Annotated in this window: 17 protein-coding genes; 10 read left to right on the top strand and 7 right to left on the bottom strand. The window is 49.7% G+C overall.

The window, feature by feature from the left end:
* The 5 genes from LLG46_00190 to LLG46_00170 all read right to left on the bottom strand — a co-directional run bounded on the left by LLG46_00190 (position 1) and on the right by LLG46_00170 (position 4,183).
* Entirely contained in the window at positions 1 to 438 is a 438-nt protein-coding gene (locus LLG46_00190) for a methylenetetrahydrofolate reductase C-terminal domain-containing protein (GenBank protein MCE5321713.1), read from the bottom strand.
* Positions 435 to 1,361, bottom strand: coding sequence for a methylenetetrahydrofolate reductase (locus LLG46_00185; GenBank protein MCE5321712.1), 927 nt, complete (start codon positions 1,359 to 1,361; stop codon positions 435 to 437). Before LLG46_00185 ends, LLG46_00190 begins: the two co-directional genes overlap by 4 nt.
* A gap of 3 nt (positions 1,362 to 1,364) precedes the next feature.
* Entirely contained in the window at positions 1,365 to 2,189 is an 825-nt protein-coding gene (locus LLG46_00180) for a dihydropteroate synthase (GenBank protein ID MCE5321711.1), read from the bottom strand.
* A 200-nt stretch (positions 2,190 to 2,389) separates the two neighbouring features.
* Positions 2,390 to 2,923, bottom strand: a complete 534-nt coding sequence (locus tag LLG46_00175; GenBank protein MCE5321710.1) for a 2'-5' RNA ligase family protein — start codon at positions 2,921 to 2,923, stop codon at positions 2,390 to 2,392.
* Positions 2,924 to 2,941: 18 nt separating this feature from the next.
* The gene (locus LLG46_00170) at positions 2,942 to 4,183 is read right to left on the bottom strand and encodes a helix-turn-helix domain-containing protein (GenBank protein ID MCE5321709.1); all 1,242 of its coding nucleotides are present in this window, start codon (positions 4,181 to 4,183) and stop codon (positions 2,942 to 2,944) included.
* 45 nt (positions 4,184 to 4,228) lie between these two features.
* Between LLG46_00170 and LLG46_00165 the strand changes: the two genes are divergently transcribed.
* Positions 4,229 to 4,570 carry a hypothetical protein gene (locus LLG46_00165; GenBank protein ID MCE5321708.1) on the top strand — a complete coding sequence of 114 codons (342 nt, stop codon included), beginning with the start codon at positions 4,229 to 4,231 and terminating at the stop codon, positions 4,568 to 4,570.
* Positions 4,571 to 4,695: 125 nt separating this feature from the next.
* Here LLG46_00165 and LLG46_00160 read toward each other — a convergent pair whose 3' ends face one another.
* Positions 4,696 to 5,349 (bottom strand): hypothetical protein, encoded by a 654-nt coding sequence (locus LLG46_00160; protein ID MCE5321707.1) that lies wholly within the window; start codon positions 5,347 to 5,349, stop codon positions 4,696 to 4,698.
* Positions 5,350 to 5,583: 234 nt separating this feature from the next.
* Here LLG46_00160 and LLG46_00155 point away from each other — a divergent pair, with 234 nt between their 5' ends.
* Both LLG46_00155 and LLG46_00150 read left to right on the top strand, forming a co-directional pair.
* Positions 5,584 to 6,288 carry a class I SAM-dependent methyltransferase gene (locus LLG46_00155; protein ID MCE5321706.1) on the top strand — a complete coding sequence of 235 codons (705 nt, stop codon included), beginning with the start codon at positions 5,584 to 5,586 and terminating at the stop codon, positions 6,286 to 6,288.
* Entirely contained in the window at positions 6,279 to 7,115 is an 837-nt protein-coding gene (locus LLG46_00150; GenBank protein MCE5321705.1) for a deoxyribonuclease IV, read from the top strand. The genes LLG46_00155 and LLG46_00150 overlap by 10 nt, the downstream gene beginning before the upstream one ends.
* Positions 7,116 to 7,119: 4 nt before the next feature.
* Here the strand turns inward: LLG46_00150 and LLG46_00145 are convergent, their stop codons facing one another.
* On the bottom strand, positions 7,120 to 7,971 hold the full coding sequence (locus LLG46_00145) for a hypothetical protein (GenBank protein ID MCE5321704.1): 852 nt from the start codon (positions 7,969 to 7,971) through the stop codon (positions 7,120 to 7,122).
* Between the two features lie 155 nt (positions 7,972 to 8,126).
* On the opposite strand from LLG46_00145, the gene LLG46_00140 reads away from it, so the two are divergent.
* The 7 genes from LLG46_00140 to LLG46_00110 all read left to right on the top strand — a co-directional run bounded on the left by LLG46_00140 (position 8,127) and on the right by LLG46_00110 (position 13,156).
* Positions 8,127 to 9,167, top strand: coding sequence for a Gfo/Idh/MocA family oxidoreductase (locus tag LLG46_00140; GenBank protein ID MCE5321703.1), 1,041 nt, complete (start codon positions 8,127 to 8,129; stop codon positions 9,165 to 9,167).
* A 127-nt stretch (positions 9,168 to 9,294) separates the two neighbouring features.
* Entirely contained in the window at positions 9,295 to 9,948 is a 654-nt protein-coding gene (locus LLG46_00135; protein ID MCE5321702.1) for an HAD-IA family hydrolase, read from the top strand.
* Between the two features lie 66 nt (positions 9,949 to 10,014).
* Positions 10,015 to 10,269, top strand: a complete 255-nt coding sequence (locus LLG46_00130) for a helix-turn-helix domain-containing protein (protein ID MCE5321701.1) — start codon at positions 10,015 to 10,017, stop codon at positions 10,267 to 10,269.
* A gap of 316 nt (positions 10,270 to 10,585) precedes the next feature.
* The gene (locus tag LLG46_00125; GenBank protein MCE5321700.1) at positions 10,586 to 11,053 is read left to right on the top strand and encodes a DUF1257 domain-containing protein; all 468 of its coding nucleotides are present in this window, start codon (positions 10,586 to 10,588) and stop codon (positions 11,051 to 11,053) included.
* A 15-nt stretch (positions 11,054 to 11,068) separates the two neighbouring features.
* Positions 11,069 to 11,854, top strand: coding sequence for a tetratricopeptide repeat protein (locus LLG46_00120; GenBank protein MCE5321699.1), 786 nt, complete (start codon positions 11,069 to 11,071; stop codon positions 11,852 to 11,854).
* Positions 11,855 to 11,871: 17 nt separating this feature from the next.
* On the top strand, positions 11,872 to 12,093 hold the full coding sequence (locus LLG46_00115; GenBank protein ID MCE5321698.1) for a DUF2997 domain-containing protein: 222 nt from the start codon (positions 11,872 to 11,874) through the stop codon (positions 12,091 to 12,093).
* 100 nt (positions 12,094 to 12,193) lie between these two features.
* Positions 12,194 to 13,156 carry a hypothetical protein gene (locus LLG46_00110; GenBank protein ID MCE5321697.1) on the top strand — a complete coding sequence of 321 codons (963 nt, stop codon included), beginning with the start codon at positions 12,194 to 12,196 and terminating at the stop codon, positions 13,154 to 13,156.
* Position 13,157: the final 1 nt, after the last annotated feature.

Raw genomic sequence — 13,157 nt, 5'->3', positions numbered from 1 at the left:
CTACTTTTTCTTCTCTATCTCGTCGTCTTCGCCCTTCTTGAGGTCTTTGCACAGCGATATGGGCAATATCTTGCCCGCGAACATGTTCATCCATGCACTGGTGTGCTCCAGCCTGCGGTCGACCGGCACGTGGTATTTTCTCAGCTTCCCCGTCATACCCAGTTTTTTAGATCGCTGATATATCAGCCACCAGACGCAGTATCGCTCTGGATAAACTTCACAGTGTCCGTCTGCGCGAGTGCTTCCGCATGGGCCGTTTCTGATCTGCTTCGGACAGCGCATAGGGCATGTAAAGCCGTCATAGCCCAGCACGCACTGTCCGCAGTCCTGGCAGCCGAATACAGGCTTCTTAATACAGTTCTCGGCAAAAAGCGCACATTTATGGAGAGCCGAATGCCTGAGAACGAAATTTCCAACACTCTCGCTGAGTTTGCTCAATTTATGTCACCTGACTCCGGTCTTGGAAGCAGACCCGCCTCTTCGACTATTCTCGGTGTGATCGATTCCCACATTACAGGCATAATGTGTACCCCGCTGACACCGGGTATCTCCTTAATCCGCTTGATCGTCTCTACGCAGATGGCCGCGCCTTCTTCTTTCGGATCATCTGTGGACCTCATTCGCGAAAAATATTCATCCGCTATGCTCATACCCGGCACATTGTCGCGCATATGCTCCAGAGCTTTTATCGACTTCACCGGCATCACACCCGCAAGAATATATACATTCTGATCATATCCCTCATCACGCACAGCCTGCATCCACCGCACGAATTTGGGAAAGTCGAAGACAGGCTGGGTCTGTATAAAATTCGCTCCCGCCCGTATCTTCTTGCCCAGGCGGATGATCCGCATCTCCAGAGGCTCGGCAAAGGGGTTGGCAGCGCCGCCTATGAATATCTTTGGTGGAGTCTTTATCTCATCGCATGAAAGAAACCTGCCCTCGTTCATCATGGCGCAGGTTTTAATGAGTTGGACAGAATCGAGGTCGAACACGCCTTTTGCGTCCGGATGGTTGCCGAAGCTCATATAGTCGCCGGTCAGGCACAGAATGTTCTTTACCCCGGCAGCGCACGCCCCCAATATTTCAGACTGCTGCGCCAGGCGGTTACGGTCGCGGCATGTCATCTGCATGATAGGCTCGACACCGCCCTCTATTGCAAACACGCTGGAGATAGCAGAACTCATGCGCACGATGGCAGCCTGGTTGTCTGTGAGGTTCACAGCATCGACAAAACCCTTGAAGTAACCGCACTTTTTGAGGATGGCGGACCTGTCCGCTCCGAGCGGAGGGCTCATCTCCCCACAAACCGCAAAGTGGCCTTCACATAAGATTTGTTCCAGATTGCTGCCGGATATCATAAATTACAGCCCTTCAAAGGCTCCTTCGCGCGATTTCGATATATAGTTCATGCAATAATCGTCCAGACCGAGTAACGACTCAGTCGCAGCGATAAGAGCCATAAGATATCTGTCGTTCGGGTCCACTATACCTGCGTCCAGTCCCTTGCCCATACAAAGCACCGTCATTGCCTGGTTCAGGAGCTTGCGCGCGGGCATGCCGTGCGAGATATTGCTCAGACCCGCGATTATATGAACCCCCGTATATTCGGCTCGAAGTTTGTCTATGATATCGAGCATGGTCACTGCAACGTCGCTGCCGGTGCCTATCGGAAATGTGAGCGGATCGACATATATGTCATCCAGCGCCACACCAGCGCCTGTCAGGTCGGATATGAGCTTTTTGGCGACTGCCAGGCGCTTCGCCGGGTCCTGCTGAATGCCGCCATCGTCCATAGCGAGGGCAATCACCTTTGCCTTATATTCCAATACGAACGGCAGGATGTTGTTATAGCGAGTGGATTCGGCGGTGATCGAGTTAATCATAGGCTGACCTTTGCCCATGTCATACACCTTGAGTGCACGCTCCAAAGCGGCTGCATTTGGTGTATCGAATGAGATCGGCGCATCCACGGATTCCATTACAACTTTTGTGAGCCACTCAAGCGCTTCAGGCTCCCCAGAGGTCAAAGTTCCGGCATTGACATCTATATATGTCGCGCCCGCCTCAAACTGTCTCTTAGCAAGGTCCGCGATATAACCGGCGTCACGGCTTACAACCGCCGCCTCTATCACATCCTCGCCCTTTATTTTTCTGGATGTATTGATCCTTTCGCCTACTATAAGCAATATTGCACCTCCGCAAACTTTATAAAAAGGACGGCCGCTTTTGGGCGGCCATCTAAAAAGGAGAGGGTGTTACTAATTGCTACCCTCGAATTTTACAACACAACGGTTTATATATCAGGCACTTTCGTGCGGTATTATTTGCAATCTCGTGCGGTTGCCTGGTATTGCTGTGCTGTTTGGTAACCTAGTGCCCTCAAGTGCTATTTCATCCCAAGATCACAACAAAACAGATGCTTCACAGGACGAAACTCAACTATACCTATGCTCATAAGCGCAGCTGAAATCGGTAATAACGCTTCAGTGATCTGCCGTACCTTTGACACAACATTGTTTTGCAGGTCCACTGCTAATGTACAATGGGCAGTCCAGTTGACAGGCAGATAATACTCCTGAGTTGCCGTTTGCATATCATCGAAATATTCATAATAATATTCTTGCACTGAATATAATCTGTCACTTTCCGCCGGCGATAGGAAAACAGTGGTTAATTTGCCTGAAAATGAACTAGCAGACCTCAGCACAATGCTGATCGGTTCTATTTTCCGGGCAAAAGCAGGCAGTCTTTTACTGAATGAAATCACATCAAGCGTATCGTAGACGGCAAGCGTTATATGCGGTCTGGAGCCGCTGTCTGAGAGATAGTCGGATATCCCAGCCTCTTTTATCTGCTGCCATATGCTTTGCACTGCGGCATCGCCTGCAGGGTCCAAGAATAGCTCGATAGCGTACGTCAAAACCTGTCCCCCTGAGTTTTATCTGAATGACGACCTGTGAAAGCGCCGGTAATCGCCGGGAGTCCTGCCCACATATTTTTGAAAGACCTTGGTGAAGTAACTCTGGTCGCTGAACCCGCACTCCAGACATATTTGAATCAGACTCTTTTCCGTGCGTATCAGCAGTTCTCGAGCCTTGTCCACCCGCATTCTCGCCAAAAGGTCTGTAAAGGAGTGCCCGAAGCTGCTCTTAACGACCCTGCTGAAGTGAGATGGGGACAGGCATGCAATCTCCGCCACGTCATCGCGCGAGATTTCTTCATTCAGATGCTCCTGCATATACTTCATAGCCTCACCCAAAAGCACAGTGCTGGGATACTGCCTGTTGGACTTGATAGCGTCCATCATCCTTTCGAGCATATCTACGAGCCATGCGCATAATTCTTCTTCCGAGTCGATCCGAGCAAGGTCCGCGACGGATGAATAGTTGGTGCCCAAAAGTTCGGTAGGGTCACCGCCAGCTTCGACCGCGCTCCTGGACATATTCACCACCAGTTCCAGGATAAGACTTTTAAGCAGGGTTGGTCTCTCACGCCCGAAGAAGTAAATTCCGACGAGAATGCGATTTATGATCTCTCGTGCGGAAGGCCTGTCGCCGCGTTTAATCGCAGCGATAAGCGCGGGTTCCTCCACAAGGTAGATATCCCGGATCGATTGATAGTTTTGCCCCTTGAGTTCGTGAATCGCTTCGGCACGCTCAGACTCACGCTCGGCAGCATTTCGATTGAGTTCAAGCAGAGCCGCGTTTGTGAGGTTGGCCTCTTCGGCCATGTTAAGCAGGTCGGAGGCCGCACGCCGTGTGTCCGCAGGTGAAAGAGAGCCTCGGTCTTTTGATTGCGCTCCCACGACAACCTTCTCGGCCACAATCCCGCCGACAAGGACTGAGTTGTGCATCACCGGCACAGCCCAGATCACATATCCTTCAGGGCACTGGAGCATAGATGGCTCACCCCATCGCAGCGCTTCTTCGATGGCTCTTTTTCTGCATGGTGAACAATTGTCGGAGCATGCCACGCTGCCTGCGACCACATTTCCCTGCAAATCCGCAAGCACGCAGCAAAGTCCCCATGCTCGGCCATACTCATCTGCGAGCTGCTTGAATGCGGGTATCACCTTTTCCAAATCGGCTGTGTTAGGACAGAGTGTTTTCATAGTATAGTGTGATTCTAGCCGAGATTCGCTGATCGCGCAAGTATTGACCTTATACGCCAAAAGTGTCATACTAAGCCCATCACCGATTCGGTTCGGTTTATCAGGAGGTTCCCCTTGGAAAACAGCGGCAAGACCCAGTTCAAGCTCTCACGCCTTGTGCGCACTGCTGCCTCGGAGATATACGTAATTTGGGAAGGCGAAACGCGGGTAGGGCAGGCTCACCTGCACTATGCGCACGACACCATCCATGCTGCACTGCTTCTGGAAATCGACCTGACCGTGCCTGAGGAAGAGGACCTGCTCGAGGCGATAGATGAGGATATCGTCTCGTCATATCTGCCCAGCTTTGAGCGTGAAGACCTGCTGGTGACAGTTTTCAGAGCTGAAGAGATAAGTTCATTCAGCTATTCTCCTATGGACATGGGCGACTTCGGTCCCGAGGACGATGAAGACTGATTTTGGTTTGATGTTTGATGATTGAAGGTGTTTCGGGACTTCAGTCCCGAAACGGTAGTTGCAATCCCTCCGGGTATCTTAGCTGGAGGGATTAGGTATATCAAAATACCTGTAGGGAGAAAATATTACCGGCTGAATCGCTTTCCGACGAACCCGGCAAATCCACACACTCCTACAAGAATCACAACAACCGAGCCCAGCTCCGGTGCAGGCATAGGTGTTGCAACAAGACGGAGGGCTATTGCACTGCTATTGTATGCAAAAAACTGAGTCGGAGCTATAATCTGACCAGGTTTCCAGTCCCATAACATATCAGAGCCATGCCACAAAGCCAGTGATGCCAAGCCCCCATCATAGCTGCTGATTATGGATATAGCGCCTGTTTCACTAGTATTAGTTAGATCAAGCATTAACGAAGAAGTACAAAGCTGTATTGTTCCCGGCTCTGATGCAGTAAGCCAAATGTCCCATGTTTTAGCTTTGTTTGTGATTGGCGCTCTATAATCACATGTAAGAATATTTCCTTGCAATACCGTATACGCAAATGCATGTTTTGTGTTGTCACCGTAAAGCACATGGATTCCATCAGCAGGCGGGCAATCCTCAACTCCAAACCAATCGGTTGCTCCTGGTTTCGTTCCAAAAGATGAATTGACGTTCGCACTATCACCTATTGACACAGAAAAGTTTATATGCCAGTCCGTATCAGGCGCAGCGTAGGCATTTCCAGGTAGTGCACAAATAACAATTGCTGCCAACAACATCCGAATGACTACCATGTTCTTTCCTCCCATATATTGCTCCACTAAACTATCGGCACAATAGGCCGCTTGCTAAATATATCTTTTTGACAGCACATTTCCTGCATTTGTAACAGCGAAGACTAACTCATTAATTAACAAAAACCGCTGCTGAAAACCCGAAATACCAATGACATGCTGTTATTTGCGTTTATCGATTTGCTATCATTAATCTATATAGACTAAATAGTCTCATGTAAAAGGATTGCAAAAATGATGGAAACACCCTCCTGGTATTACGATGAGTTCAAACAGATAGGCACCGACTATGCCCTCATCGACGAAGTCCGCCGGTATGACGAGCGTATGCACAGCCTCCGCGATATCCCCAAGGAGACTGCAGACACCATCGGCAGGCTCGGCATCAGTTCGGAGAGCACACTTGTCGAGTTCGGATGCGGCACGGGTGAGCTTTCCATCACCGCGGCAGCCCTTTGCCGCAAAGTGCATGCCGTAGATATATCTCAGGTAATGATCGACTACGCAAAATCAAAGGCCGAGTCGCGCGGTGTGGGCAATGTGGAGTTCCACAGGGCAGGCTTTCTCACATATGAGCACGCAGATGAGCCTGCGGATATTGTCGCGACCCAACTTGCTCTTCATCATCTGCCCGACTTCTGGAAGGTCGTGGCACTCGGCAGAATAAACGATATGCTGAAACCCGGCGGCAGATTCTTTCTCAGAGACGTTGTGTTCTCATTCGATATGAAGGACTACAGACAGGCGCTGGATACTTGGGTAAAGACACTTAAGGAATGCTGCGGCAGTGTCAATTGCCGGAACCATATTCGCGATGAATACTCCACCACATCATGGCTTATGGAGGAGATAATCCGGCATACCGGCTTTGAGATCATCAGCGCTGAATATACGGGCGGTATGTTTGCGGCATATTTGTGCGAGAAGAAGTGCGTTTAGGAGTCCATATAAGAATAGCCGGCGGGCTGGTCAAAGCGCTGGACCGCGCGCAGTATCTGGGTTGTGAGAGCGTCCAGCTCTTTTCAGGCAACCCTAACGGCTGGACCAGGACACAACTGCCGAATGATGTCGCGGATAAATTTAGAGCACGCACATCCGAACTCGACATACATCCCATCATTCTTCATACTCCGTATCTGCTCAACCTCGCCTCGCCGGATGATGTAATCTGGCAAAAGAGCAAAGCCGCAATGGTCGACGCAGTTCAGAAAGCGCCTATGCTCGTAGCCGAGTATATCGTGACACACATCGGTAGCCATAAAGGTTCTGGATACACGAATGGGGTGAGGCGCATAGCCGATGCAGTACGGTTTGCTCTTGATGCCGATCCATACCCCACAATCGCGCTCGAACTGGGTGCTGGCGCGGGCAACAGCATAGGCTCACGCTTCGAGCACATAGCAGACATCATGGAGCACCTGCCCGATGTGACAGACCGCGTAGGAGTCTGCATAGATACTGCTCATCTCTGGGGTGCGGGTTATGATATCTCGACGCTAGAGGGAGTAAACTCGATGTTTGGCGAGTTGGACCGTTATGTAGGGCTGGATAAGCTGAAGATCGTCCACCTCAATGACACCCAAAAGGACCTTGCATCTCATGCCGACCGCCATTACCACATCGGCCATGGCCGGATTGGGCTGGAGGGCTTTCGTGCGATATTGCAGCATCCGATCACGCATAATCTGCCTGGAATCATTGAGACCCCTGACGATATAGAGTGGGACAAACGAAATCTGAACGAGCTTCACAAACTTCAGGGTTAACTGCCTATTTGCCTATAACCAGCCCGACTGCGCAGTCTATAATGCCGCAGTCCGAAATCCTCCAACCACGCAGGCCGTCTTTGAACATATAGCAGCCATTAGCGCTGCGCGGCAGGCCGTCACTGTCGCCGGTCAGCGTGCCGCCATCTTGTATCTCGATCATGTGGCAATAGTCGTGTGACAATTTATTTCCTGAGCGAGGTGACGGGTCATGAATTATGAGCACCGACGGGTCGCGTTTTCCATTCGCATCCATCCCGTATCCGACCACCGTGACCCAGTGGCCTCCCAAGCGCTCATATGTCGATGAGTCCTTATCGTGCTTATAGAACCCGACATTCAGCCACAGCGCGCCTGCAGGATCGCTGATGATGCCCTGCATCCATTTCATATCGGCTATGTCGCCGCTGCTTTTATATTTGCCATACAGCTTTCTCCAGCCGCGATACTCCAACCTCTTGCACCGATAGTCCGCTTTTGTGACATACCCATCCACACCTCGCATGATCCCATCAGCTAAAGTGCCGTCTTCGGTGGTGTTCATCATATAGCGAGAGGATAGAATTTTTACCATTGCGATCTGCGATTTCCTATCGGTCTCCAGTTTCGGGCTGAGGCGTTCAAAGCCATGATCGGCCAGCCACATCAGCGAATTGGAGACAGCCGCGGGTCCGCAAAAGAGTTCTCCGTCCTGCCAGAATCCAGAATTCGGGTCGCACTGCGGCAGATCGGGCGTCGATTCCACCTTGTCTATGTAATAATCCGGGACTGACGAGCGGCACGGCAAGCACACTGCAATGAGTGTAATGCATACTGCAGGCACCTTCCACCGGCTGTGTGATGATTTAAAAAACACGATGCACTCCTCCTATGGATAAGATAGCAGCTAAGTGACGCCGTGTCCAGCATGAACCTCTGGAGCTTACCGGGCAAAATGTTCATACTTGAAGGATAAATGATTTATCAGGGCTAAATCATGGCTGATAGTTTCGATATAAGAGGGGTCCAGTTTTGAAAACGATCAACATTGGCATCATAGGATGTGGTGGCATCGCCACACGAGCGCACATGCCGGCTCTGCAGAACGTGCCGGATGTAAAGATTATGGCAATCTGCGACGTTGCCGAGGAATGTACGAAGAGCGCCGCGGAAAAGTTCGATATACCCAACACATTCACCGACTACAAAAAAATGCTGGAAATGGACGAGATCGAGGCCGTCCATGTATGCACTCCAAACTTTTTGCATGCCCAGCCCACGATAGATGCCCTCGACGCAGGCAAACATGTCATTGTCGAAAAACCGATTGCACGAAACTCAGTTGAAGGCAAAGCGATGGTCGAGGCCGCAAAAAAGAGCGGCAAAAAGTTCATGGTCGCACACTGTGTACGTTTTGGAGCCGATATACAGGCTCTCAAGCGATTTATCGACGCTGGCGACCTGGGTGACATCTACTTTGGCAGAGTATGGGCTTTGAGACGCAGAGGCGTGCCGAGTTGGGGTGTATTCACTGATAAAGAAAAACAGGGCGGCGGCCCTCTGATCGATATAGGCGTGCATGTGCTCGACCTCACGCTCTATCTTATGGGGCATCCCAAACCGATTGCTGCTTCCGGCCAGTGCTTTACAAAGATAGGCAACACTCCCGGCCATGTGGGGGCATATGGAAAATGGAAATGGGAGAATTACACGGTCGAGGACTATGCAGCCGGTTTTGTGAGGCTGGATAACGGCGCGTCTCTGATTATCGAGTCCAGCTTTGCCGCCAACATAGGCGAGGATATAATGCGTTCTCATATACTGGGGACCAAAGGCGGCGCGGAGACCAATCCTGTCCGCATCTTTGGCGAGCAGAGAGAAACGGTATTCGATATGACCCCGAAATTTATCCCCACCGTAAATACATATGAGGAAGAATTCAAGGGCTTCTATGACAGCATCAGAAACGACACCGAGCCGCCTGTAACCGGCGAACAGGCTCTGAACGTCATGAAGATCCTCGATGCTCTGTATAAATCGAGCGATGAAGGCAGAGAGGTCTTGATAGACTAATCTTTAGCTGGTAACTCAGCGGCTATGCTTCAGGAATGATTGCAACCGGCACATATTCGGCTGGATTCTTTCCTGAAGCACAGCGAATCCGATTGACAGTGGTGTGCGCCCCATCTATAATAAACCTATGAGCAGGTACAGTGCGGTAATTTTTGATCTTGACGGCACCCTGCTCGATACTCTGGCCGACCTCACAGACGCCGTAAACTACGCACTAAATCTCCATGGCTTCCCCACACGCACTTTGGCCGAAATAAGAGCTTTTGTTGGCAACGGTGTTGCCAATCTGATTTCTCGCGCTATCCCCGATGGCCGCAGTAATCCCAGCTTCGATCAATGCCTGGCTGATTTTCGCAAATATTACTCAGCGCATATGGAATGCAAGACAGCAGCATACGAGGGGATTATTGACCTGCTGGCATACCTTGCCGGCCATAACTACCGCACCGCTATCGTATCCAACAAGTTCGACGCTGCAGTCAAACAACTCTCTGAGCAATATTTCGGCAGCTATATCCAGGTTACAATCGGCGAGTCGGCGGGTGTGACCAAGAAGCCTGCGCCGGATACAGTGATCAAGGCAATGGCTGAGCTAGGTGCAACTCCCGAGCATACCATCTACGTCGGTGATTCTGAAGTGGATGTAGCCACAGCCAAAAATGCCGGTCTGCCCTGCGTGGGTGTGACATGGGGATTCCGCGATCGTGAAGTCTTGCAGAGTTTGGGTACGGATTATATTATCAATACCCCGCAAGAGCTGTTGGCGATTATCGAAGATTGAAATAACTAACCCGCATATTCGATTAAGGTATGGGAGACTGACAGATTTACGCCAAGTGCCAGGCAGATGCCAAAAATCATTAAGGTCTTGGGCTACAATCCATTTGAAGATTTCACCCCAATAAACAATGGGGAGAAATTACGAATGTGCCGAAAACGCTTGGGGCAAAACGCCAAACAAGCAGCTAAGCGTTTGGGTGTTACTGCCACTACTGTTTTATTCTGGGAGAGAGAAATAGTTGTGCCAACAGTAGCAACAGAAAGCAGCTTGTGGTTTTTTACCTTATCAGATTCAAGGCATAAACAAACTAGAGTCATATAACCCCCTGCACTAGACGCAGTTACTTAAGCCAAAGTAGCATTTACTTACACGCCATAAAGAATTCTCAGCACACAAATCATGCCGCATGGGCTCCTATAATCATCGTGCAATCAAACAAAACCAATACCTGACTACCTCTTACTTAGTGGATGTTCCAACTTCTTGTATTACAGCACCATTACTCAATAAGGGAGTTTTTTGGCAGTACAAAATAAATATGGCATAGAGCGTCATGCTATATGGAACCTTTAATGCTTTCTTTGTTTCACCATATTACCAAGAAAGTTTATATGTAAAGTGCGAGGAGGTGCAGACATTGTCTGTAGTATTTGTTGTTGCTCCGATGGTAGTTGCTGGATGGCCAGTTATGTGTGGTGCAATCGCCGCAGCAGCAGGTGCATTAGGCTATAAAGCCTTGTCCCACGAGCATGCAGGCGTCGTTGATACTAACAGTGAATCTGACTGCCGTGTAGAGATACCGATAGAAAGCAGCCAAATAGTCGCAGAGTCTATGGCTCGTGAAAGCCAGTTCACGATAGCAAACGGCGATGTAACGGCCACATTCAGCAGGTCTGCTAATGGCCGATGCACAGTACATGTTTCAGGGCAAAACAAGACGGATGAGCAGTTGCAGGCAATCGGGCAGGAACTTGTTGGCAAGGTAACCCAGCAGTACGCATACAATAAAGTGGTCACCGAACTCAAGAACCAGGGATTTACTGTAACAGATGAGGAAATGACAGCAGACCAGGCGATAAGGATACATGTAACAAAATATGTTTGACCGAAAGGAACGTAGTTGGGGAGATTCGAACACCTTGAGATGGGCGACCAGGAGCCTGAGAAGCCAAAGGTTAGCCCGGAGTATTCCGGCGTCATCGATCAGCACTACTATCTGTCAATGGCCGATGAAGCATTCGCTGAAGATGACTATGAGAAGGCACTAGCGTTCTATTCCAGAACACTCCAGTATGACATAACAATGGAGGAAGGCTGGTTCGGACAGCTTCGCTGCCTAATAGAGCTTGGAGAACTTCCTGAAGCTCTGACGTGGTCGAACAGAGCGCTTGAAAAATTCCCGAAATCAGCTTCTATTCTTTCGGCAAGAGCGGTTGCGGAGGCTAGGTCCGGTAGGTTTGGTGCTGCCATTGGATACTCAGACTCAGCTTTTTCCAGCCAAGGAGTTGGAGCATACTCCTGGATTGCAAGAGGTGAAGTGCTTTTGTTGACAAGCGAGGTCAACTCGAAAGCATGCTTTGCTAAAGCTATCGAGATTTCTTCGAGTGAGTGGTCTATACGTTTTTGGATAGCAAGAGCTTACATTATTCGCAAGTGCTACCACCAGGCTCTCGAACACTTGAACCAGGCTGTGAAACTGGACTCGGGACGATTTACATGCTGGTATTGGATCGGAAAATGCTCGGAGGCGCTCGGGCAAATCGACGAAGCAAAGATCGCATATCGAAGAGCGCTTGCTGCCAAGCCAAGTTATATAAAAGCCCAAGATGCTTTGCGCAGCATAGAAGAGCGTGGACCGATGTCAAAATTGATGAGTGCAATCAGGCGATTGTTTGGAGCAAGATAATCAGGCGAGGGGTCGAAATGGCAAATAAGCATGAACTTGAAATAGAAATTAGCGCTAAAGGGCAAGTCGAGGTAAAGGTCAAGGGCGCCAAGGGAAAGAAATGCCTCGACTATGTGCAGATATTTAGTACTATAGGCAAAGTGTCTGATCAGCAATTAACGAGCGAGTTTTATGAACCGGGGCAGGATGTTTCTATCATAGATCACACCCAGGCTCACACAAAAACTCTAGGGACCTAATACTATGCAGTGTCCGAGTTGCGGTTTTGAGAACATGCCGGGTAGAAAACAGTGTGCCGTGTGCTCAACGTCGCTGACAACTGTAGCCGGCGAAAGTATTATGCCGCCAAGAGCAAAAGACCGTACCCTTGGTCAAAAAGTAGGTATGACTCTGGAAAACGTCCGGGGATTTGGAATGCTGAGGCGTGACCTGGAAAGATCAAGCCAGCGGGCAAAGTTTGTGTTGGAAAGACTTAGTTGTCAGCGAACCTGGCTAACCCCTAAAACGTTTGGACTGATATTGCTCTCTGCAGTACCGGGGATTGCACATATCTACATCGTTGGTCGAAAGCTGACTGGTTTGCAGCTTTTGACCATCTCTATGGTTCTGGTTGTGCTCACAGTCACCTTTATCAGATCATCAGTTTCAGGCTGGTTTATGTATTGCCTGCTGGCATTGTCGATGTTTTCGATGTCGGCAGCAATCTGCACACTTCGGCCTGGCAGGAGAGATATCAGCAATCGATCTTATGTGTGGATAGGCATTGGACTGATAGTGTTTTGTTTATATTGTGGGAATTACTGGGTTCTTCGGATTGCGGCTGCTCCATTTATGAGAGTAATGACGGTAGTTGCTGAGCCTTATTCTACAGACCTCAAACGTGGTGATACCTTACTGCTATGGTCTGCCGGCAATATGAAACGAGGCGACACAGTAGTGGGTTTAGTTCGGTGGAACGACTATCATGTCCTATCCATCGGTCAATTGGTAGGCTCACCCGGTGACAGAATAGAGATAGGCAGCAAGGTACGCGTCAATGGACAAATCGCGCATGTTCGACTTCCTCCCATTGCAGGAGCACATGGAGAAGCCCTTGCGCCTTCATCATATAACAAGTGCGCCAAGGCTCTTGCCAAAAACGAATATTGGATTGTCCCAAACTTCAATTATGCCCCAAGTGTTCGAGATATACTTGATGCCGGTACGATATCGAGATCGAACATTTTGGGAAGAGTGATCGCAATAACAGGACCACCCGAACATCGGAAAATAATAGGCAGAAAATCAGCAACAGGAAAATAGG

It is taken from the genome of bacterium (assembly GCA_021371935.1).
Classification (GTDB): domain Bacteria; phylum Armatimonadota; class UBA5829; order UBA5829; family UBA5829; genus UBA5829.
This window is presented reverse-complemented; position numbering and strand designations above follow the sequence as displayed.